The organism is Streptomyces sp. NPDC051217 (assembly GCF_044455465.1).
In the GTDB taxonomy this organism is placed as follows: Bacteria; Actinomycetota; Actinomycetes; order Streptomycetales; family Streptomycetaceae; genus Streptomyces.
This window is the reverse complement of the sequence record NZ_JBITEV010000030.1, coordinates 1-20,900: the sequence shown is the minus strand read 5'-3', so window position 1 is coordinate 20,900 and position 20,900 is coordinate 1. Positions and strand designations below refer to the sequence as shown.

The 20,900-nt window shown below is 69.8% G+C and carries 19 protein-coding genes; 13 read left to right on the top strand and 6 right to left on the bottom strand.

Translation table 11 applies throughout. The features are described 5' to 3' along the window. Positions 1-13: 13 nt before the first annotated feature. Positions 14-1,651 carry a PucR family transcriptional regulator gene (locus ACIBBB_RS36015; protein ID WP_398989673.1) on the top strand — a complete coding sequence of 546 codons (1,638 nt, stop codon included), beginning with the start codon at positions 14-16 and terminating at the stop codon, positions 1,649-1,651. Here the strand turns inward: ACIBBB_RS36015 and ACIBBB_RS36010 are convergent. The 3 genes from ACIBBB_RS36010 to ACIBBB_RS36000 are packed head-to-tail and all read right to left on the bottom strand — an operon-like array spanning position 1,563 to position 4,372. Continuing rightward, positions 1,563-2,138: an aconitase X swivel domain-containing protein gene (locus ACIBBB_RS36010; protein ID WP_398989671.1), complete on the bottom strand. Its 576-nt coding sequence runs from the start codon at positions 2,136-2,138 to the stop codon at positions 1,563-1,565. The genes ACIBBB_RS36015 and ACIBBB_RS36010 overlap by 89 nt on opposite strands. After that, positions 2,116-3,423 carry an aconitase X gene (locus ACIBBB_RS36005; RefSeq protein WP_398989669.1) on the bottom strand — a complete coding sequence of 436 codons (1,308 nt, stop codon included), beginning with the start codon at positions 3,421-3,423 and terminating at the stop codon, positions 2,116-2,118. The genes ACIBBB_RS36010 and ACIBBB_RS36005 overlap by 23 nt, the downstream gene beginning before the upstream one ends. Continuing rightward, on the bottom strand, positions 3,416-4,372 hold the full coding sequence (locus tag ACIBBB_RS36000) for an ornithine cyclodeaminase family protein (protein WP_398989666.1): 957 nt from the start codon (positions 4,370-4,372) through the stop codon (positions 3,416-3,418). Before ACIBBB_RS36000 ends, ACIBBB_RS36005 begins: the two co-directional genes overlap by 8 nt. A 117-nt stretch (positions 4,373-4,489) precedes the next feature. Here ACIBBB_RS36000 and ACIBBB_RS35995 point away from each other — a divergent pair, with 117 nt between their 5' ends. The 10 genes from ACIBBB_RS35995 (at position 4,490) to ACIBBB_RS35950 (ending at position 16,163) form a co-directional block, all read left to right on the top strand. Then, positions 4,490-5,386 (top strand): LLM class flavin-dependent oxidoreductase, encoded by an 897-nt coding sequence (locus ACIBBB_RS35995; protein WP_398989664.1) that lies wholly within the window; start codon positions 4,490-4,492, stop codon positions 5,384-5,386. Between the two features lie 567 nt (positions 5,387-5,953). Further along, on the top strand, positions 5,954-7,624 hold the full coding sequence (locus ACIBBB_RS35990; RefSeq protein WP_398989662.1) for an ABC transporter substrate-binding protein: 1,671 nt from the start codon (positions 5,954-5,956) through the stop codon (positions 7,622-7,624). 5 nt (positions 7,625-7,629) lie between these two features. Further along, complete coding sequence (locus tag ACIBBB_RS35985) at positions 7,630-8,580, top strand: ABC transporter permease (RefSeq protein ID WP_398989660.1); 951 nt, start codon at positions 7,630-7,632, stop codon at positions 8,578-8,580. Beyond that, entirely contained in the window at positions 8,577-9,467 is an 891-nt protein-coding gene (locus ACIBBB_RS35980; protein ID WP_398989658.1) for an ABC transporter permease, read from the top strand. The genes ACIBBB_RS35985 and ACIBBB_RS35980 overlap by 4 nt, the downstream gene beginning before the upstream one ends. A gap of 6 nt (positions 9,468-9,473) precedes the next feature. Further along, positions 9,474-10,442: an ABC transporter ATP-binding protein gene (locus tag ACIBBB_RS35975; protein ID WP_398989656.1), complete on the top strand. Its 969-nt coding sequence runs from the start codon at positions 9,474-9,476 to the stop codon at positions 10,440-10,442. Then, positions 10,439-11,269, top strand: coding sequence for an ABC transporter ATP-binding protein (locus ACIBBB_RS35970; RefSeq protein WP_398989654.1), 831 nt, complete (start codon positions 10,439-10,441; stop codon positions 11,267-11,269). The genes ACIBBB_RS35975 and ACIBBB_RS35970 overlap by 4 nt, the downstream gene beginning before the upstream one ends. A gap of 53 nt (positions 11,270-11,322) precedes the next feature. Then, positions 11,323-11,799 (top strand): ribonuclease E activity regulator RraA, encoded by a 477-nt coding sequence (gene rraA, locus ACIBBB_RS35965; RefSeq protein ID WP_398989652.1) that lies wholly within the window; start codon positions 11,323-11,325, stop codon positions 11,797-11,799. A 103-nt stretch (positions 11,800-11,902) separates the two neighbouring features. Continuing rightward, complete coding sequence (acnA, locus tag ACIBBB_RS35960) at positions 11,903-14,614, top strand: aconitate hydratase AcnA (protein WP_398989650.1); 2,712 nt, start codon at positions 11,903-11,905, stop codon at positions 14,612-14,614. Then, the gene (locus ACIBBB_RS35955) at positions 14,607-15,398 is read left to right on the top strand and encodes an MBL fold metallo-hydrolase (RefSeq protein WP_398989648.1); all 792 of its coding nucleotides are present in this window, start codon (positions 14,607-14,609) and stop codon (positions 15,396-15,398) included. The genes acnA and ACIBBB_RS35955 overlap by 8 nt, the downstream gene beginning before the upstream one ends. A gap of 96 nt (positions 15,399-15,494) precedes the next feature. Next, the gene (locus tag ACIBBB_RS35950) at positions 15,495-16,163 is read left to right on the top strand and encodes a GntR family transcriptional regulator (protein WP_398989646.1); all 669 of its coding nucleotides are present in this window, start codon (positions 15,495-15,497) and stop codon (positions 16,161-16,163) included. Positions 16,164-16,360: 197 nt separating this feature from the next. Here ACIBBB_RS35950 and ACIBBB_RS35945 read toward each other — a convergent pair whose 3' ends face one another. The 3 genes from ACIBBB_RS35945 to ACIBBB_RS35935 all read right to left on the bottom strand — a co-directional run bounded on the left by ACIBBB_RS35945 (position 16,361) and on the right by ACIBBB_RS35935 (position 19,584). Beyond that, positions 16,361-17,002, bottom strand: a complete 642-nt coding sequence (locus ACIBBB_RS35945) for a cupin domain-containing protein (RefSeq protein ID WP_398989644.1) — start codon at positions 17,000-17,002, stop codon at positions 16,361-16,363. 89 nt (positions 17,003-17,091) lie between these two features. Further along, positions 17,092-18,468, bottom strand: a complete 1,377-nt coding sequence (locus ACIBBB_RS35940) for an NAD-dependent succinate-semialdehyde dehydrogenase (RefSeq protein WP_398989642.1) — start codon at positions 18,466-18,468, stop codon at positions 17,092-17,094. Positions 18,469-18,507: 39 nt separating this feature from the next. Then, entirely contained in the window at positions 18,508-19,584 is a 1,077-nt protein-coding gene (locus tag ACIBBB_RS35935) for an isocitrate/isopropylmalate dehydrogenase family protein (protein ID WP_398989640.1), read from the bottom strand. A 230-nt stretch (positions 19,585-19,814) separates the two neighbouring features. Here ACIBBB_RS35935 and ACIBBB_RS35930 point away from each other — a divergent pair, with 230 nt between their 5' ends. Both ACIBBB_RS35930 and ACIBBB_RS35925 read left to right on the top strand, forming a co-directional pair. Continuing rightward, positions 19,815-20,357, top strand: a complete 543-nt coding sequence (locus ACIBBB_RS35930; RefSeq protein WP_398989638.1) for an SGNH/GDSL hydrolase family protein — start codon at positions 19,815-19,817, stop codon at positions 20,355-20,357. Positions 20,358-20,705: 348 nt separating this feature from the next. Further along, the coding region (locus ACIBBB_RS35925) for an aminotransferase class III-fold pyridoxal phosphate-dependent enzyme (protein ID WP_398989636.1) at positions 20,706-20,900 on the top strand (195 nt) is incomplete at its 3' end.

Here is a 20,900-nt window from a genome sequence, read left to right as displayed (position 1 = left end):
ACGAGGACGGCACATGGACGAGAACCCACCCGGTGAGACATCACTGCGGCAAGTGCTCCACGCCCTCGGCACGACCGTGCTGTGGGTGGCTCACGCGCCGCTCGGTCTGGACAGAACTGTCACCGGCATCAGCATCCAGGACCCGGCCGAGCCCGTGTACGCGGCGGTGGGCGAGATCGTCCTCGGGGTCGGTGTCGAGCGCGACGACCAAGCGTCGGCACTGCTGGCGGCCGCGAACCGGCACGGAGCCGCCGCCGTCGTCATCAAGCACCGCTGTCACGCCACGGGCGCCGGAGTTCAGAAAACCGGCACGGACGGCACCGCTCTTCTCCACCTGGCACGCTCCGCGTCATGGTCCCAGGTCGTCGCACTCGTGAGAAGCCGCCTGGAGGCCGGCGAGATCGGCCGCCTCACCGGCGGAGTGCCCGCCGAGGACGACCTGTTCGCGACAGCCGACGCCGTCAGCGCCCTGGTCGGGGCGCCGCTCGTGATCGAGGACCGGTCGGCCCACGTGCTCGCGTACTCCGGCGGCCAGGAGCTGACTGACGACGTCCGCAAGCGCACCATCCTCGCCCGCAGGGACCCGGACGAATACGTCGAGCTGCACCGGCGCCGGAATGTCTTCGACCAACTGTGCGCCAGCGACCGCCCATTGGTCTTCGCCCCCATGGGGCAGGAGCGCCTCGGCCGGGTGGCGGTGGCGCTGAGGGCCGGAGGGGAGATCGTCGGCTCGATGTGGGCCGCCCCGGCGACATCGTTGACGGAGGAGCAACTGACCTCCTACGGGGAAGCGGCGAAGACGGTCGCACTGCATGTCCTGCGGGCGCGCGCCGTGGCGGACGTGGAGGCCGGCCTGCGCGACGACCTGCTCGGGCGGATACTGTCCGGCACCGCGGGAGCGGCGGAGGCCGGCGGTCGCCTGGGCTTTCCCCGCAGGCCGTACCGGATGATCGCGGTACAGCCCGGGACGGACGATCCCGGCGACGAGGCCGCTCTTCCCGGGGACCCCGGTGCCGAAGAGCGGCTGCGGGACCTGACGGCGGCTCTCCGGATGCATCTGGCGGCCGTCCGTCCCCGTTGCGTGGTGCGCCGCGTGGGCGACACCGTGTACGCGGCCGTGCCGGTCTACGAGGGCGGGGACGACAGCCGTGCCCTGTTGCGCCTGTTGGAGGACTTCACCGGACACCGGCCGGGGGCGCGCCGGACACGGGCGGGACTGGGGCGCCCCGCGCGTACCGTTCAGGAACTCCGGCGCTCGTACGAGGACTGCGACAAGGTGCTCCGGGTGATGCGCAGCGGACAGATCGAAGGGCGGGCCGCGCGGATCGACGACGTACAGATGCAGGTACTCCTGCTGAGGCTGTCGGACACCCTGGCCGCGGGCGAGGAGGAACTTGACGGCCCGGCCACGGCACTCATCTCGTACGACGAGAAGCACCGGACCACGATGGCCGAGACCCTCCTGACCCACTTCGCCGTCTTCGGGGACGCCGTGGCGGCGGCGGAGCTGCTGCACGTCCACCCCAACACCTACCGGTACCGTCTTCGCCGGGTCAGCAGTATCAGCGGTCTGGATCTGGCGGATCCGGACGCGGTCCTGGCCGCTGTTCTCCAACTGCGGCTTCACCGGCTCGCCCGCTCGCCACGCTGAGCGGGAGGGCGACTCCGAGCGTCACACGCGCCCCGCGCTCCATTCCCTCGACGCGGGCGGCGCCGTCGCGGGGCAGCCCGTCGAAGTCCGCCGACGCCAGGACCACGACAGGAACCCACGTGTCGTAAAGCTCACCCGCGGCGAGGGCTCCCAGCGTGACGATCATGTCCGGCTCGCGCAGGACGATCGCGGCGGGTGCCACTCCGGCGCGGATATGTTCGGCGAGCACGGACGAGGACGAACTCGATCCCTTGCCGGACGGCATGACGACGACGCGGCCCGACAGGCGGACGCCGTGCCGAGGGTGATGGCGGTCGACGACCGTCCCGGTGCTGTCGACGCCGCCCCAGAAGGAGACCGGCGCATCCAGCAGGAGCAGCCGGCCCGCGCCGTCGCCGGGACTCAGGGTGCGTGCCGGCATCGTCCGGCCGGAGCCGGACGTGTCCGCGCCGCTGTCGTGCGGCTCAGCGCCAGAGGCTTTCGTCACGGCGCACCTCCCCTGCTCGTGCCGATGAGACGCACTCACCGAGCGAGCCAAGGACCGCGTCCACGCCGATGTTGGCGGGGGCGTACCAGGCCCATTTGCCGGAGTTGGTCATCACGACTCGCGTCCCGGGATCGAGGATCGGTGTCACGTAGGTGCAGGTGTCGGTGACGATGACGGCGCCGGCGCGTTCACATTCCTGGGCGAGGCCCCGCTCGCGCGCCGCGGCGAGCACGGACCTGCTGGTGGCGACGTAGACGGTGGTGCCCCGGTCGAACGCCGCCCGGCCCCGCAGGAGTCCGGCGAGCCGCTCGAACTCGGTGAGAGAGAAGTGGGGCGTCCCGAGACAGACCGCGTCGACCCGGGCTCCCTCCGGTGTGGAGACCAGGTCGCGCGCCTCGCGGAGCATCGTGGTGGTCACGGTGTGCCGCGCCTCGGGAAGCCCGCCCCGCAGCGCGGCGGCGAGCGTGGGTGCCTCCGGGGTGACACCGACCACGTGGAAGAGGGCGACGCCGCCGGCGGAGGCGCCGGCGGCGCCCAGGGCCTTGAGCCGGTCCTCGTCGACGTCGTCCGGCAGGCCGGTGAGTGCGGGCACACGGATGCCCGCCAGCGCTCCGACGACGATGCCGAGGGCCCCCCAGGCGGCGTCCTCCGAGAGGAGGGCGCGCGAGACACCGGCGCAGTCGATGACGACGCGCGCACGGCGGTTGGCGGTGAGATGGAGCCCCGCTTCCGGGACCCGGCCGGTGAGCGCGGCACTGATGTCGAGGAAGTCGCCGTAGCGGTCGGTGCGGGCGCCCAGAACGGAGTTGACGAAGGCGATGGCGTTGGATTCGGCCCAGGCCACGTGCGTGCCCGCGGACGGGCGGTGATCGAGCTGGTAGGGGGCGCAGGTCCAGGTGGGCGTGCAGCCGAGTGCGGTGTAGGCGTCCATCAGCCGCCGTGCGCCCGCCGCGTCTTGACCGGCGGGCCGGGCCAGGCCGGGATGGAGCAGATCCAGCGAGCCGACGTTCAAAGTGGCGGGTACCGCGGTACGTCCGCCGAGCCGCACGAGACGTTCGGCGAAGTCGAGTCCGGCCACGCCGTGGTAGAGGCAGCTGTCGATGTGGGCGGACTCCACCGGGAGCAGACGCGCGGCGCCGGAGGCGCGGGCCGCGCCCAGCACGATGCGCATCGCCGAGGCCACGGCCTCACCCGCCTCGCCGGCCGCCATGGCCCGCTCCTCGCCGGTCAGGCGCGGGCCGCGGGGCTCGGTGCCGGCCCCGGAACGCCCGGACGTGTCAGTCACGGGCACCGCCGGGCGCGCAGGCCGCCTGATGGACGCGCGCCGCGACAGCGAGGTCCTGCCACCCCATGCCGACCGACTTGAACAGACGGGGACGGGAGAAGTCGACGGAGACACGCCCGCGTACGACATCGGCCAGCGGAACGAGTGCCGTCGGGTGAAGGGCTCCTTCGGCGACGGGAATCGCGATGTCGCCGGCCTCGCGCAGTGCTGTCGCCGGGTCTTCCACGACAGCGGTGGCACGGGTGACGGTGTGGGTGTCGGTCTCCCGCGCTCCGGGGGTGTGGGACCCCATGGCCACGACCACGGCCCGGTCCGTGAGTTCACGGCCGTCGAAGAGGGGTTCGCCCGCCGAGGTGCAGCAGGCGACGATGTCGGCCTCCCCCAGCGCGTCCGGTGCGGCCGGTGCCGCGGGAAGCCCTGCCGCCAGGCACCGGTCGACGAAAGCCTCCACACGCGCTGGGTGCGTGCCTCGCACGTCGACGCGGCGCAGCGGACGCACCCGGGCGATGGCCCGGGCGTGAGCGAGGGACTGAGGGCCCGTGCCGTAGAGCAGCAGATGACCGGCGTCCGGCGCGGCCAGGCAGTTGACGGCGAGCGCGGAGACGGCGGACGTGCGCCGCAGGGTCAGCTCCTGGCCGTCGAGGACCGCGAGCGGCAGCAGGGTGGCCGCGTCGAGGAGCACATAGACACCGGTGATCCGGGGCATGCCGCGGCGCGGGTTGCCGGGCGCGACGCCCGCCACCTTCACACCGGCGTAGCCGGCGTGCTCGGCCGGCATGAGCAGGAGCTGGCCCGCGGACATCGGAACGTGGGTGCGTGGCGCGGCGGCCGAAGGATCGAGTCCGTCGAGCAGCGCCGCGCGGACGGCCTCGATGGCGTCGTCCGTGGTGATCAGCGCGGAGAGGTGGGGCCCGTCGATCACCCTGGGAGAGTTCTCGGTCGCGGTCATGCCAACAGTTCACCTCGGTCGGGGTCGGGACGCACTGTCGGCGCGGACAGGAAAGAGCCCGGAATGATCGTCCTCCGCGACAATGCCCGCGGGGGGAAACGCGGCTGGACTTCCGCCATGACTCCTTTCCCGCGCCTGAGTACCGTGATCCTGCCTGTCCGCCGCTGGCAGGAAGGCGGTCGCGATCAGTGGTCGCGCGCCGAGGAGCTGGGCTTCCACACCGCGTACACCTACGACCACCTGTCCTGGCGGAGCTTCCGCGACAAACCATGGTTCGGGGCGGTCCCGACACTGACGGCCGCCGCGGTGTCCACCGAACGGATGCGTCTGGGAACCCTCGTGACCTCGCCGAACTTCCGGCACCCGGTGCCACTGGCCAAGGACCTGATCGCGCTCGACGACATCTCCGGCGGGCGGATCACGCTGGGCATCGGCGCGGGTGGCGACGGCTTCGACGCGACGGCGATGGGCCAGGAGGCATGGACGGCGAAGGAACGGGCGGACCGCTTCGGGGAGTTCGTCCCCTTGCTGGACCGGCTGTTGAGCGAGCCCACGACATCCCACGCGGGTAGGTACTACTCGGCGGAGGCGACCCGCAACATCCCGGGCTGCGTGCAGCGGCCCCGTATCCGCTTCGCCGTCGCCGCGACCGGGCCGCGGGGGATGCGGCTCGCGGCGCGTCACGGACAGGCGTGGGTGAGCACGGGCGACCCGAAACTCTTCGCGACCGGTACGCACGAGCAGTGCCTCGACGCCGTCGGCGGCCAGGTGGCCCGCCTCGCCGAAGCGTGCCGGGCGGAGGGGCGGGACGTGGACGAACTGGACAAGGTGCTGCTCACCGGATTCACCACGGAGACACCGGTGAGGTCGCTGGAGGCGTTCGTCGACTTCGCGGGCTCGTACGCGGCCGTCGGCATCACCGAGATCGTCCTTCACTGGCCCGTGCCGGACTCGCTTTTCGACTACGACATGGCCGTGTTCGAGGAGATCGCCACAGCGGTCCTGTCCGGCTGAACAGGGGTCTTTCGTTCGAATCCTGAGGACCCGTTCTGTGCCGACCGGACCGGACCGGCGGACGAGACCGGTGGGCAACCTGTCGTAGCAGGCGCTACGGTTTCCGCACGCGGCGAGAAGCGGGCTCCCACGGCGCCGCGCCGCGGAGGGGCCCGGGAGCGACCGAGGCGTGATCGTGGTGCTGCGGCCGACCGGCGGCTTCCCGCACGGTGATCGGCGCGGTGCGGTCCTCTCGGAGGCGTGTCGTCACCGTTACCGAACCAATGTTATCGAGGTGTTGACTTCCGCGTAGTAGATACTACGCTCATGTTCACCGCGTAATGCACATTACGAAGCACCCTCTGTGAGCTGCCGTGCCAGCTCCACCGATACGCCGTGGTCGCCCGACCCATCCCACCCACCCCGACAGGGTCGGCTGATGTGCGACGCCGGGCCACGCTCCCCTCCGCTGCTCATCCGAGTACGAGGGCTTGGCCCACCATGCCCGACCACCTCGCGCGAGCTATTGCCCGCGTCTCCCGGACTTCCAGGACAGCCGTTCCAGCAGGCCTGACAGGAGAAACTGCCATGACCACCCACTTTTCCAGAGCTCTGGTGGGACGTTCAGCAACCGCTGTAGCCCTTACGGCAGCGGCGGCGCTCGTCGCCGGATGCAGCGGCGCGACCGACACCAACGGCAACGCCACGGGCGCGGCCGCCGCCAATCTTGACCTTGTGAAGACGACGCCCAAGGCCGCGGGGGGCGTCGACCGGATCAACTGGCTGCTGGAGAAGGAGCCGGACTCGTTCGATCTCGACCGCCAGGCCAGCAACCAGGGCCGTACGGTCATGGCGAATGTGTGCGAGCGCCTGTTCCAGCTCGGTCCCGACCTCACCAGCTCCCCGCACCTGGCGGAGAAGACGGACCGGCCGGACGACAAGACTCTGGTGATCACCCTGCGCGACGGGGTGACTTTCCATGACGGATCGCCGATGACCGCGGACGACGTGGTGTACAGCCTGAAGCGGCACAGCGCCGAGGGTGCGGAGGAGTCGGACAAATTCGCCAACGTCAAGAGCATCACCAAGACCGGTGAGCTTGAGGTCACCGTGGCCTTCACCGTCCCCGACGCGCTGTTCGCCCAGTCGATGGCCGGCGACGCCGGAATCGTGCTGAACCGCGCCGTCATCGACGAGCAGGGCGAGGACTTCGGTACACCGGGCCACACCGATGCCTGCTCGGGCCCCTTCACGCTCAAGAGCTGGCAGTCCGGCACCTCCGTAACCATCGATCGGTACGCCGACTACTGGGACGAGAAGAACCGCGCGCTCTCCAAGTCGCTGGTCTTCCGCTGGGCGACGGACAGCACGCTCGTCAACAGCTTCACGACCGGCAACGCCGACGGCTCCTACGTCACCTCGTCCACGGGGCCCGTCGTCGCCCTGAGGAAGCAGAAGGGCGTGGATGTCTACTTCGGGCCGAGCACCCGGGCCTGGTCGCTGATCCCGACCGACCGCGGAGCGATGAAGGACAAGAACATCCGCAAGGCCCTGTCGCTCGCCCTCGACCGGGCGGGTGTCGCCAAGTCGGGCTTCAGCGGAGTCGTGGAGCCCTGGGCGTCGCCCGTCGGCTCCGGCGCGTGGAGCTACGAGGAGGAGGCGTTCCGGACGGCGCAGAAAGCCCTGGAGCCGGTGGCGCCGGCCAGTCCGTCGGATGCCGACATCGACCGGGCGAAGAAGCTTGTGAAGGAGGCGGGCAGCAAGGCCGACCAGACCCTGGTGATGGTCAGTGACGGCACCCAGGGGCGGGCGGTGATCGCCAACGCCGTGCGCGCCGCGGGGAAGAGCATCGGTCTCAAGATCAAGATCATGACCGTTCCGCCCGCCCGTTTCCAGGAGTACTACAGCGACGCCGAGGTCCGCTCCTCCGTCGACATGATCGCCGACGACTGGTACATCTCCACGGCCGATCCGCTGGGCTTCTACGACAACGCTCTGACGGGGAGCAGTGACAACTGGGTCAAGTTCTCCGACCCCGCGTACGACGCCCAGGTCAGGAAGGCACTGGGGACGAGCGACGACACCGCCCGCGCCGAGCTGGCCATCGACGTCCAGAAGCGATTCATGGACAACATGGTGTGGATCCCCGTCGTCCAGGTGCCCTCCACCCTCATCCTCAACGACAAACTGACCGGTGCTCCCGCCGCCGGGATCAGCCCGTACAGTCCGTGGGCCGTGGGTCTGGGCCGGAAGGGCTGAGACCGGTGCGAGCACACTTTGCACGACGCGTCGCCGGCTTGCTGGCGACGCTGTTGGCCACCTCGTTCGTGATCTTCGTGGCCGTGTACGCCGCCCCCGGTGATCCCGCTGTCTTCCTCGCCGGGGGCAAGGAAGGGCTCACGCCGGAGAAGCTGGCGGCCGTGCGGGAGGAGTACCACCTGGACGAGCCGCTGGCGGTCCAGTACGGCAGGTGGCTGTGGGACTGCGTCCACGGCGACCTGGGCCGTTCGTTCCAGTACAACGACCAGGTCGTCGACCTGGTGTCGTCCCGGCTGCCGACCACACTGACGCTCGTCGTCTTCTCCTCGGTCTTCCTGATCGTCCTCGGCGTCGGCGCGGGAATCCTGGCCGCGGTGCGCCGCGGCTGGGTGGACTCCGTCGTCGTCAGCGGCACGACACTCGCGGCTTCCGTGCCCTCGTTCGTCGCGGCGATCGCGATGATCGCCCTGCTCGGCGTGAAGCTGCGCTGGTTCCCGGTGACGGGGAGCGGCGAGGGCTTCTGGGGGACGGTCTACCACCTGACCCTGCCCTCGCTCGCCATGGCGGTCGGTTCACTGGCCCTGATCAGCAGGGTGACCCGGCAGGCGATGCTGGACGCGTTCTCCTCGGAGCACGTGGAGGTGGCACGCGCCACCGGCCTGCCGGAGCGGCAGATCATCGTCCGGCACGTTCTGCGCAACTCTCTCGGACCGATCATGACCATGTGCGGACTGGTCATGGCGGGCATGCTCGCCGGCACAGTCGTCGTGGAGACCGTGTTCGGTCTGGCGGGCATCGGCTCGCTCCTGGTCGGTGCGATCAACGTGCACGACTTCCCCGTCGCACAGGCCGTGCTGCTGCTGATGGTCGTCGGCTACATCGTCGTCACCACCGCCGTCGACCTGGTGCATCCACTGATCGACCCGCGGGTCCGGCTGAACAGGAGCGAGAAATGAACGCCGGCCAGCAGACCGCACCTTTGCGGCCCCCGTCGGCCCTCCGCCGGTGGTCGGGCCTCGGCATCGCGAGGAAAGCGGGCACGGCGCCCCTGTCGGTGCTCATCTGCACCGTCTTCCTCGGCCTGGTGGTACTCGGAGCGGCCCTCGCCCCTCTTCTCGCCCCTCACGCGCCCGATGCCGTCGATCTGTCCAACTCGCTGGCCGGCACGAGCTCGCGGTACCCGCTCGGTACGGATGTGTCCGGCCAGGACCTGCTCTCCCGGGTGCTGTACGGAACCCGGTCCAGCCTTGTCGCCCCCTTGATCCTCCTTCTCCTCGCCACCGTGCTCGGGGTGACCCTCGGTACTTTCGCCGCATGGCGGGGCGGCTGGGTCGACGGCCTGCTCTCCAGGATCACCGACGTCATGTACGCCTTTCCCGGGCTGCTGTTCGTCGTGATGATCGTGGCGGTCTTCGGCCAGGGAATCACCACGGCGGTGCTGGGGCTCTCGCTCGCCTACGCTCCGACGATCGCCAAGTACACACGCAGCCTCGCCCTCTCGGAGCGGTCCAAGCCGTACATCGACGCCTACCGGGTGCAGGGCATGGGAGGCGCCCGGATCTGTGTCCAGCGGCTGGTGCCCAACCTCGGCCGTTCGCTCGTCGGATACCTCGTGGTGCTGTTCGGTGAAGCGCTGATGAGCCTGGCGACGCTCAACTTCCTTGGTTTCGGCGCACAGCCGCCCAGCTCCGACTGGGGACTGATGGTGCAGGAGGGCCAGGCGGCGATCGTGCAGGGCGCCCTGCTCCCCTCCCTGGTGCCGGGCGTTGCCATCGCGGCCGTGGTGGTGGCATTCAACATCGTCGGGGTCTGGATCTCCGACCGACTCGGCAGCGGAAAGTAGACGCCCATGCTCCTCGACATCGACAACTTGACCCTCAAGCTGGCCGACCGCGTCGCACGCCCCTTGCTCTCCGATATCTCCCTGCGGGTGGCCGGCGGTGAGGTGGTGGGCCTGGTGGGGGAATCAGGCTCCGGGAAATCCACTACGGCGCGCACGGTACTGCGCATGCTGCCGACGGGCGCCGACGTGACGGGCACCGTCCGCCTGAAGGGACAGGACGTGCTCGCGATGGACCAGACGCAGCTGCGCGCGCACCGCGCGCGCAGCGTGTCCATGATCTACCAGGACCCCCGTACGTCTCTCAACCCCGTCCGCAGAATCGGCGACTTCCTCACGGAGCGGCTGATCCGGGTACTCGGGCAGCCCAAGCGCGAAGCGGTGGACAACGCCGTACGTCTCCTCGGCGATGTGGGACTGGATGAACCCGACCGCAGACTGAACCAGTATCCCCACGAACTGTCGGGAGGAATGCTCCAACGGGTGGTCATCGCCGCCGCCCTGGCAACCGACCCGGCGCTCCTGCTCGCCGACGAGGCGACCAGCGCTCTCGACGTCACCACCCAGGCCGACATCCTCGCGCTGCTGAAAGGGCTTCAGGAGGAACGGGACCTGGGCATGCTCTTCATCACGCACGACTTGCACCTCGCCGCCGCGTACTGCGACCGGGTCTACGTCATGTACGCCGGCCGGGTCGTGGAACACCGGGCCGCCGAGGACCTGTTCACCCACCCCCGCCATCCGTACACCCGCGGGCTGCTCGACTGTTCGCCCACGCTGGGCGAGTACCGCGAGCTGCGGCCGATCGTGGGCCGTCCGCCCTCCCTGTCCGACATACAGCCCGGATGTCCGTTCGCTCCGCGCTGTGCCCACGCCGAAGACCAGTGCACCTCCTGGACGCCGAAGCAGAGCGAGACGGCCGACGGGGGCACCGTGTCCTGCCGCCGGGCGGCAGCGCTCGAGGGGAGCCTCACATGACCGGCACGAGCGCGCTGCTCGCCGTGAACTCGCTGTGCAAGACGTACACGCTGCCGGGCGGAGGGCGACTCACCGCGGTCGACGACGTCTCCTTCGAGGTACCGAGGGGCGGCTCTCTGGGCATCGTGGGCGAGTCCGGATCGGGCAAGACCACGGTGGCGAGGATGCTCGTCGGTCTGGTGCGTCCGGACTCCGGGACCATCACCATGGACGGCGCACCGCGCCACCCGGAGCCTGCGGGCCGCCGGCGAACGGGCAGCGCGGTCCGGCTGCGCAGAGCCCGGGAGATCCAGATCGTCTTCCAGGACCCCTACGTCTCGCTCGACCCGAGACTGACGGCCTCCCAGTGCCTGCACGGCGTACTGAGACTGCACGGCCGGCACGACAAGTCAGCCGCGGCGCGGCGGGTGGCCGAACTGCTCACGCAGGTGGGGCTCGGCGAGAGCGAAGCCGACGCCCGGCCGCACACCCTGTCAGGAGGGCAGCAGCAGCGGCTGGCCATCGCCCGCGCACTCGCCGTCGATCCAGCGGTGCTGGTGCTCGACGAGGCGGTGGCCGCGCTGGATGTCTCCATCCAGGCGCAGATCCTCACGCTGCTGGAACAGATCCGCCGGGAGACAGGTGTCGCTCTGGTCTTCGTCAGCCATGACCTGGCCGTGGTGCAGCACGTCACCGAGGAATCGGTCGTCATGCGCAACGGGCGTGTCGTCGAGCGTGGGCCGACGCGCCAGGTGCTGGACAGCCCCACGGATCCGTACACGCGGCGTCTCCTGGCCTCGGTGCCCCGTCTGGGCTGGGACCCGGGCGTGGCGGCGCGGTCCCGCTGAAGCCCGCCGTCGCGGCCCCCGACCTGACCGGACCGATCAATGAGGAAGTGGACATGAGACCGACTGCGGACATCTGCGACGAGTACGGGGAGACCGTCCAGTCGTGCACCACCCAGTTCCGTCTTTTCGGCGCCCGGAGGTGGTTCGAAGGCGTCGTCACGACCGTGCGCTGTTACGACGACAACGTGCTCCTCAGGACCACGGTCGCCGAACCCGGGACGGGACGCGTCCTCGTCGTCGACGGCGGCGGCTCTCTCGACACCGCGCTGCTGGGCGATGTCATCGCCGGGGCCGCCGCCTCCAACGGATGGGAGGGGGTCATCATCCACGGCGCGGTGCGCGACGTGGATGCGCTGGCCGAGGTCCGGATCGGCGTCAAGGCCCTCGGGTCGAACCCTCGGAAGAGCCGCAAGGAGGGCGCCGGAGAGCGAGACGTGGACGTCTCCTTCGGCGGTGTCACCTTTGCTCCCGGCTGTCGTGTCTACAGCGACGCCGACGGAATTCTCGTCACGCGGGAGCCCGCGGGCTGAAGGGGGAGGAGCTCCGCCCCGAGGTAGGGGGCGCCGCGGGAGAAGAGCGCTGGTCTCGGACGCGGCAGCTGATATAGCCTATAGGCTCCAAGGAGGGGATGACGTGAGCGCGTCGCATGAGCCGCCGTTGAACAGCTATCGGAGCCTCGCCCGGCTCGACCTGGGAGGCAGCCGCTTCCGTGTGCACCGGCTCGACGCCGTACCCGGCGCCGATCGGTTGCCGATGAGCCTCAAGATCCTTCTTGAGAACCTTCTCCGCCACGAGGACGGCCACACCGTGACGGCCGAGCACATCGCGGCGCTGGTGAGCGACCGGACCGAAGGCGCTCCAGGCGTCGTCCCCTTCTCGCCCTCCCGGGTGTTTCTGCACGACACCAACGGCGTCCCGGTGCTGACGGACATCGCCGCGCTGCGCGACGCGGTCGCCGCGGCGGGCGGCGACCCGCGACGGGTGAGTCCCCGTATCCCCAGCGACCTGACGGTCGACCACTCCATCTCCACCGAAGTCTCCGGACGCCCGGACGCGCTGCGCGTCAACGTCGAGTTGGAGTACGCGCGCAACGCGGAGCGGTACCGCTTCCTGAAATGGGGCGGGCGGCTCGACGGTGTGCACATCGTGCCGCCGGGCAGCGGGATCATGCACCAGATCAACCTGGAGTTCCTGGCCCGAGTCGTCGAGCGACGCGACGGATGGGCCTTCCCCGATACGTGCCTGGGCACCGATTCCCACACCACGATGGTGAACGCGCTCGGCGTCCTCGCCTGGGGCACGGGAGGCGTCGAGGCCGAGGTCGCCCTGCTCGGGCAGCCGTTGAGTGTCGTCGTGCCGCCGGTGATCGGCGTCGAACTGGTGGGCGAGCTCGGTGCCGGGGTCACCGCCACCGATCTCGTACTCACCATCGCCGAGACCCTGCGAGCACACGGTGTGGTCGGCACCTTCATCGAGTTCACCGGTGCCGCGATCACCGGGCTCCCGCTGGCACACCGGGCGACGATCGCCAACATGTGCCCGGAGTTCGGTGCCACCGCGGCCATGTTCCCCGTCGACCGCGCGACGCTCGACTACCTGCGCCTGACCGGTCGCCGACCCGATCACCTCGCGGCAGTGGAGACGTACGCCAAGGAACAGGGACTGTGGCACGAGCCGGCGCATCGTCCGCGCTACGACGAACTGCTGAGCATCGACCTGTCCTCGGTCACCGCGTCCCTCGCCGGACCGCGCCGTCCGCAGGACCGGGTACCGCTCGCCACCGTGGGCGCCAACGCCACCGCGGCACTCGAACGGATCAGACCGGCCAGGCACGCTCCGCTCACGGGAACTCCCGCCCCGTCGGCCGCCGGGCCCCGGGTGCCGAGCCCGGCCGGGAGCGACGGCTCTGTCCAGGACGGTGCGGTCGCCATCGCCGCGATCACGTCCTGCACCAACACGTCCAACCCGCACGTCATGATCGCGGCCGGACTGCTCGCCCGTAACGCCCGCGCGCGTGGACTCACGGCCAAGCCGTGGGTGAAGACGAGTCTGGCACCCGGCTCCAAGACCGTCACGCACTACCTGCGGCGTGCGGGGCTGTCCGGCCCGCTGGACGAACTCGGATTCCACCTGGTCGGCTACGGCTGCATGACCTGCATCGGAAACTCGGGTCCGCTCCTGCCGGGCGTCGCGGCGGCGGTCGCCGAACGCGGTGTCGTCGTCGCCTCCGTGCTGTCGGGCAACCGGAACTTCGACGGGCGCGTCAACAACGACGTCTCGCTCAACTACCTGGCCTCACCCCCTCTTGTCGTGGCTTACGCGCTGGCCGGATCGATCACGCACGACCTGACGACCGAGCCCCTCGGTGTGGACAGGCGCGGTGCGCCCGTGCTGCTCGCCGACCTCTGGCCCAGTGACACCGAGATCGACGCGGTGGTGAACGCCCATCTCACTCCCGACCTGTTCACCGACGCCTACCTGGGCATCTTCGACGGCGACGAACGCTGGGCAGCCGTTCCCACGGCGCGCGGCGAGCAGTTCGACTGGCCGGAGGGATCGACCTATCTGCGCCGGCCCCCGTTCCTCGACGGCGTCACCTCGGCACCCGCACCGCCGAAGGACATCATCGGCGCCCGGACCCTCCTGCTGCTCGGTGACTCGGTCACCACCGACCACATCAGCCCGGCGGGACGCATACCCTCGGGGAGCAGCGCGGGCCGCTATCTGTCCGGGCTCGGTGAGACCGAGCTGAACACCTATGCCTCCCGCCGCGGGAACTTCGAGGTCATGGTGCGTGGAGGGTTCGCGAATCCACGGCTGCGGAATCTGCTGGCCGCGGACCACGGCGGTGGTGTCACCCCCGACTTCACCCGCGACGACATCGTCGTTCCTGTCTTCGAGGCGGCACAGTCCTACGCCTCCACCGGCACGCCCCTGCTCGTCATCGCGGGCGAGGAATACGGCACGGGATCGTCACGGGACTGGGCCGCGAAAGCAACCGCCCTGCTGAAGGTCGACGCGGTTCTCGCGCGGTCCTTCGAACGCATCCACCGTTCCAATCTGGTCCAACTGGGCGTGCTTCCCCTGCAGTTCCTCGATGGACAGAGTGCCGGGTCGCTGGGACTGGACGGCACCGAGACGTTCGACCTCGTCGGCGTCGAAGAAGCGGTACGGGCGCCCGCGTCCGTGTTGACGGTGAGGGTCCGGCCACGGCGAGCGGACCGCGCCGTCTTCGATTTCGGCGTCACGGTACGCCTGGACACTCCGCAGGAAGCCGTCCACTACGCCCACGGCGGTGTCCTGCCCTACGTCTACCGCCGGTTCATGCGAGGCGGCATTGTCTAAGGGCCAGGGCCAGGGCCAGGGCAAGAGGCAGGACCGGGCAGATCAGGACAGGCCCGTCGTCCAAACCCTCCTGCTGGGCTGCGGACTCTCCTCCGACCAGGGAAGCATCGGCTTCTGCGGTGTCTACCTCGTCAGCAGCGGTTCGCGAAGGATTCTCTTCGACTGCGCCCACGCGGGCCGCAGACGCGCTCTGATCCGGGCGCTCGCGCGCCACGAGTTGACCGTCGAGGACATCGACGCCCTGGTGCTCTCCCACGCGCACTGGGACCACATCCAGAACGCGGACCTCTTCGCGCACTCGGACGTCTTCCTGCACCAGGCGGAGATCGACCACCTGGCAGGCGCACCCCTCGACGACCCGGTCACACCTCCTTGGTCGGCCGCCATTGTGCGATCACTGCGCGTCGTAGAGGCCACGGACGGTCTTGAGATCGGCTCGGGCGTCACCATCACCGGCCTCCCGGGACACACCGCCGGCTCGATCGGACTCACCGTCGACACCGTGGCGGGGACCGCACTGGTGACGGGCGACGCCGTCTCCTCCGCGCGCGCCCTGCGCTCGGGCCGCTGCACGGTGATCACCGCGGGTGAGGAAGCCGCCGCGGCGTCGATGGAACGTGTGCGTTCACGAGCGGCGCGGGTGTACCCCGGGCACGACAGGCCCTTCACCGTCGTCGCCGGGGTCCCGGGCCGCTATCTGCTCCCCGCCGCGGAACTGGCCGTCGCACCCCCCGACGCGCAGGCCGAGGACGCTTCCGACGGCCCTGGGGCCAAGGTCTCATAGCGTATAGCCCATAGTGAGCAGCTTGTCCTGGTGACCGTACCGGCTCTGTATCATCCTGATCCCACGACGTCCGCCCGAGCCGAGAATGTCAGGTAGATGAGCGCCCATCCTCGTCCAGCCCTTACCAAGAACGCCTACGTCTACGAGGAGTTGCGCCGCCGTATTCTCGCCGGGGAGCTGGTCCAGGGCCAGTCCCTCTCCCAGGAGCAGCTCGCCGTGGAACTCGGTGTGAGCACCACGCCGATGCGTGAGGCGCTCCGCCGACTGGACGCCGAAGGTCTCGTCACGATCGACGCGCACCGGGACGCGCGGGTCACGAGACTCGATGCCGAGGAGGCGCGGAGTCTCTTCGAGATCCGGGAACAGCTCGATCCGCTGGCCGCCAAACTCGCCGCGAACCGGCGGACCGACGCGGACAGGGACGCCATCGCGGCGGCCCTCAAGAGCCTTGAGCCACTCACCACGCCGACCGACTTCCAGACCCTGCTCGTCCACCGGGCCTTTCACCGCAGTATCTACACCGCGTCCCACAATTCGCTGCTGATGTCCCTGCTCGAAGGTCTCTGGGACAAGGCTGACCGCTACAGGCTGTTGAGCCTGGAGTCGAAGCCGGATTCCCCGGAGGACCAGGAACGCGTTCGGCACGAGCATGCCGCGATCGCGGAAGCCGTGATCGCCGGCGACGCCAGGAGCGCCGAGCGGGCCATGAAGAAGCACGTGCGCGGCAGCCTCGGCCGTCATGTGATCGGCGCGCTGGAGGCCTGAGCCGGATCACGGCAATGGAGCGGGACCGGGAGTGAGGGGGGGGGGGGGGGGGGGGGGGGGGGGGGGGGCCCCCGCCCGCCCGGGGGGGGGGGGGGGGGGGGGGGCCCCCCGGGCCCCCCCCCCCCGCGGGGGGGGGGGCGCGGGGGGGGGGGGGCGGGGGGGGGGGGGGCGCCCCCCCCCCCTGACTCCGGGTGTGTTCAGAAAGCTGTCAGTACGTTCCTGAAGTGGGTGACCTCCGGGAGCCCGGCGACCGAATCGGCGATGAGCCGGCGCCACTCCTGGAATTCCGCCGAGCCCCGAAAGCCGGAAAGGTGATCGTCCACCGACTCCCAGCCCACGACCAGGCGGTACTCCAGAGGGTTTTCGTGCGAGCGTTCCAGAACGAGCGTGCGCGCGCCCTTCGTTCGCTGGAACAGCGGGGCCGCCGTCGCGACCGCGGCCTCGAACTGTTCCTCCTCGCCCGGTCGTACGACGATCCGCGCGACTTCACTCACAGCCGTACCGAACTCCGTTGCGGTGCCCTGTCCTTCGGCATCGATGCGGGAGTGCTCACCGGAGACGACGAGGGTCCTGGTCGCCTCGACGGAGGCGTACGTCCAGAAGATCTTCATGGGCCGGGAGTCCGAGGCGTTCTCGAAATGGTGCGGGACGTTCGCCGGTACGAAGGTCGTGTCGAAGACCCGCAGCGGCGTCCGCGCTCCGTCGATGTCGACGACGGCGTCTCCCTGGACGACGACCACCGATTCCGCGACGTTGTGGACATGATGGCCGATCGAGGCTCCCGGCTCGAAACTCGTGATGCCATTGAGAAAGGCGGTCGCGCCCCGGGCGCTCGTCACCAAGGGGACCGTCCTGGCTCCCGCGCCACGGTCGCGGGCAGGGAGATCTCCGGGCCGGAGGATCAATGACGGCTGGTGGATCCCCGAGGTCATCCCTTCACCTCCGGGCCGAACCAGACTGTCTTCACGTTGACGAACTCCCGTATTCCGTAGCTGCCGAGCTCGCGGCCGTAACCCGACTTCTTGATCCCGCCGAACGGCAGGCGGGGGTCGGAGGCCACCTGGCCGTTGACGAAGACGGCGCCGGCGTCGATGAGCCGGACGAGCCGTCGCGCTTCGCCGAGATCCGACGTCCACAGGGCGGCGCCGAGGCCGTACTCGGTCCTGTTGGCCAGCTCGACCGCTTCCGCGGCACCCTTGACACGGGTCACGCTCGCCACCGGTCCGAACGTCTCCTCGGTGAACGCGGCCATCTGCGGGGTGACGTGGTCGATGAGGGTGGGCGGGTAGAAGAAGCCCGCACCTTCGACGGGGCTCCCGCCCAGCCGGAGGGTCGCTCCCGCCGCCACAGTCCGCCGCACCTGGTCGTGCAGGGCGTCCCGAAGGTCTCTCCGCGCCAGCGGCCCGACGTTGGTGGCTTCGTCCAAGGGGTCGCCGACGACCAGCGCACCGGCCTTGGCCACGACGAGTTCGACGAACTCGTCCGCCACCCGCTCGTCCACGATGAAGCGCTTGGCGTTGACGCAGCTCTGCCCCGCGGTGTTGAACCGGGAACGGACCGCCACGGTGGACGCCTCGCCCAGGTCCGCGTCCGCGAGCACGATGAACGGATCGGATCCGCCCAGCTCCAGGACGTGCTTCTTCAACTGCGCACCGGACTGCGCCGCCACGACCGCGCCCACCTCGGTCGAGCCGGTGAGCGTGACCGCCGCGATACGGTCGTCCGCGATCAGGCCGGCCACCGCGCCGGACTGAACCAGCAGCGTGGTGCACAGCCCCTCCGGAGCCCCGGCCCGCCGTACGATCTGCTCCAGCAGCACCGCGCAGCCCGGCACGTTGCTCGCGTGCTTGAGGACCGCCCCGTTTCCCGCGGCGAGTGCGGGGGCGAGAAAACGGAAGAACTGCCAGAACGGATAGTTCCACGGCATGATCGCGAGCAGAACCCCCAAGGGCTCGAAAACGATCGTGCTCTCGGTCGCACCGGAGGCGACGGTCTCGGCCGCGAGGTAGCGCTCGCCGTGTTCGGCGTAATGGTCGAGCGTCCACGCGGACTTCTCGATCTCGGCACGTGCCTCCGCGATCGGTTTGCCCATCTCCTGGGTGATCAACCGCGCGAAAGTCTCCTGCTCGGCGCGGAGTTCACCGGCGATCGCGGTCAGCAGCCGCAGCCGGCGTCCGATCGGGGTCGCGCGCCATTCCCGCTGCGCGGCGGCGGCAGCCGTCAGGGCGGCCTCGACTTCCCCGGGTGTGTGCGCGCCGTACTCGGCGACCTGGACCTCGGTCGCCGGATTGATTGACAGGGGCATGCGTGGTCCTTTCGAGAGGCTGGTCTTCGGTGCGTCGGTTCAGGCCGCCGTGTTCGCGCCCCGCAGACTCGCGATCACGCGGGCGGTGAAGGCGGCGGTGCCGAGGCTTCCGCCCAGATCCCGGGTGCGGGATGCCGGGTCGTCGAGCACCCGCTCCACGGCGGATTCGATCCCGGAGGCCGCCGTGACCATGGTCTCGTTGCCATCGCGTCGCCCCCGCCAGTCCAGCAGCATCGCGGCGGAGAGGATGAGTGACGTGGGATTGGCGATCCCCTGACCCGCGATGTCCGGGGCCGAACCGTGCTGTGCCTGTGCGACCGCGACGTCGTGGCCGACATTGAGCGAGCCGCCGAGCCCGAGGCTGCCGGAGAGTTCGGCGGCCTCGTCGGAGAGGATGTCGCCGAACATGTTCGTGGTCACGATCACGTCGAAATCGTCCGGCCGCCGGATCAGCGCCGCCGCGGCGGCATCGACGATCAGTTCGTCGAGCCGGACGTCGGGAAACTCGGCGGCGACCTTGCGAACCTCGCGCAGGAAGAGCCCGTCCGAGAGTTTGAGGACGTTCGCCTTGTGCACCGCCGTCACCTTCCTCCGGCGACGGCGGGCGAGGTCGAACGCGGCACGTGCCACTCGTTCGCACCCGCGCGCGCTGATCTTCCGGATACTGAACGCGTTGTCGGCGTCGGGCATGAACTCGCCGCTCCCCGCGTACATGTTGCGGTCGGAGTAGAAGCCCTCGGTGTTCTCCCGGACGAGAACCATGTCCATCGGTGTACGCAGAAGGCGCAGGCCTGCCATGGACCGGCACGGGCGGATGTTCGCGAACAGCTCGAATCGGACGCGGAGTTCCGCGGACGGGTTGAACCCGCCCTCCTGCTTCGGCGGGTATTCGTAGTGCGACACCGGACCGAGGATCACCCCGCCGACCTCCGGGACGCGGTCGATCACCGGCTGGGGGAGTGTCGTCCCCTGCCGGGCGAGACTGGTGAGACCGATGTCGGCCGTCTCGAAGGTGAGGGCGAGCCCGTACGCGGCGTCAGCGGCTTCGAGCACCTCCAGTGCCGGCGGGACGATCTCCGGCCCGATCCCGTCTCCGGGCAGAACGAGTATGTGCATGGCGGTGGTTCGGCCTCTTTCCGAATCTGCGATCACTCGCGAGCGAGCGAAGACCACGGCGTGACGGCAAGAATCCGTGGACCGTGCGGCTGTTGGTATTTTGTAGGCTGCTAGTACCATTCTGTCAACAGCCTTCCTGTCGGCCCCGCCGGATGCCCGCCCGGTGGCACAGGTCGCCGTAGCGTGCCGGTACGGGCTCGGGGAGCGCGCGAGATCAAGGGAGAAGTCGGTTGAGGCTCATCGTCCTGTTCGGCGACAGCATGCTCGGGCGCTTCACCAAGGCGCGGATCGACCAGTTCGAAGACGAGACAGGGGCTGACGCCGTTGTCATGAACTGCGCGGCCGGCGGCTGGACGAGCCGTGACGGGGCGCGTCGGGCGCCGACCCTCGCCAGGCTCGCGCCGGACGTCGTCGTGCTGTCCTTCGGTATGAATGACTGCGCTCCTGAACGGCTCGTCGACATCGATTCCTTCGCGGCGAATCTCCGCTCGATCGTCGAGGCGTTTCCGAACGCCGACGTGCTCGGCTTCCTGCCGCCCTCGGTCGTCGAGCAGGAGGGCATCGGGCCGCGCGGGCGCACCAACAGTGGGCTGGAGCCGTACCGGGAGGTGCTGCGCGACAGCGTGTCGCCGAGCCGCGCGATGGACACCGATGCGGTACTCGCCCCACTGGTGGCGTCGGGGGTGCCCGTGCATGTGGACGGCATGCACCTCACGGATGAGGCGTATCGGTGCCTCATCACGGCGCTGGCGAAGCTGGTCGACGCTTCCTGAGCCTCGCGGCACGGCCCCGCTCGGGAGGCACGGACGAGGCGCGGTGCTCATCAAGCGGCTGTAGTAGCCGCTACGTGCGCGGCGAGATGTGGTCGCCACCGAACTGCGCGGCGGGGGGCCGTCGAGGAATGGCCGAGGTGGCGCCCCTTCGGGAGGCGTGTCGTCACCGTTACCGAACCATGGTTTTCGAAGTGTTGACTTCCGCGTAGCAGATACTACGCTCATGCTCGCTGGGTAATGAAAACTACGAAGGCGCCCTCGTGAGCTGCCGTGCCAGAGCCGGGGACAGAGCTCCGACCGGGCCGCCCAGCTCGACCGAAACCGTTTTCCCGACCGAACGGAGAACCTGTGGCGACAACGGAGAGTGCCATCGCGTCTGCGGAGGCGCACAGTGCGCACAATTATCATCCGCTGCCCGTCGTCGTCGCGTCGGCGGACGGTGCGTGGGTGACGGATGTCGGGGGGCGCCGGTTCCTCGACATGCTCGCCGGCTACTCGGCGCTCAACTTCGGCCATGGCAACCGGCGTCTGATCGACGCCGCC

Coding starts and splice junctions, on each gene's coding strand:
- ACIBBB_RS35950 (WP_398989646.1), top strand. CDS start 15,495: ATGAGCGCCCATCCTCGTCCAGCCCTTACCAAGAACGCCTACGTCTAC.
- ACIBBB_RS35940 (WP_398989642.1), bottom strand. CDS start 18,468: ATGCCCCTGTCAATCAATCCGGCGACCGAGGTCCAGGTCGCCGAGTAC.
- ACIBBB_RS35990 (WP_398989662.1), top strand. CDS start 5,954: ATGACCACCCACTTTTCCAGAGCTCTGGTGGGACGTTCAGCAACCGCT.
- ACIBBB_RS35975 (WP_398989656.1), top strand. CDS start 9,474: ATGCTCCTCGACATCGACAACTTGACCCTCAAGCTGGCCGACCGCGTC.
- ACIBBB_RS36000 (WP_398989666.1), bottom strand. CDS start 4,372: ATGACCGCGACCGAGAACTCTCCCAGGGTGATCGACGGGCCCCACCTC.
- ACIBBB_RS35970 (WP_398989654.1), top strand. CDS start 10,439: ATGACCGGCACGAGCGCGCTGCTCGCCGTGAACTCGCTGTGCAAGACG.
- ACIBBB_RS35935 (WP_398989640.1), bottom strand. CDS start 19,584: ATGCACATACTCGTTCTGCCCGGAGACGGGATCGGGCCGGAGATCGTC.
- ACIBBB_RS35980 (WP_398989658.1), top strand. CDS start 8,577: ATGAACGCCGGCCAGCAGACCGCACCTTTGCGGCCCCCGTCGGCCCTC.
- rraA (WP_398989652.1), top strand. CDS start 11,323: ATGAGACCGACTGCGGACATCTGCGACGAGTACGGGGAGACCGTCCAG.
- ACIBBB_RS35995 (WP_398989664.1), top strand. CDS start 4,490: ATGACTCCTTTCCCGCGCCTGAGTACCGTGATCCTGCCTGTCCGCCGC.
- ACIBBB_RS36015 (WP_398989673.1), top strand. CDS start 14: ATGGACGAGAACCCACCCGGTGAGACATCACTGCGGCAAGTGCTCCAC.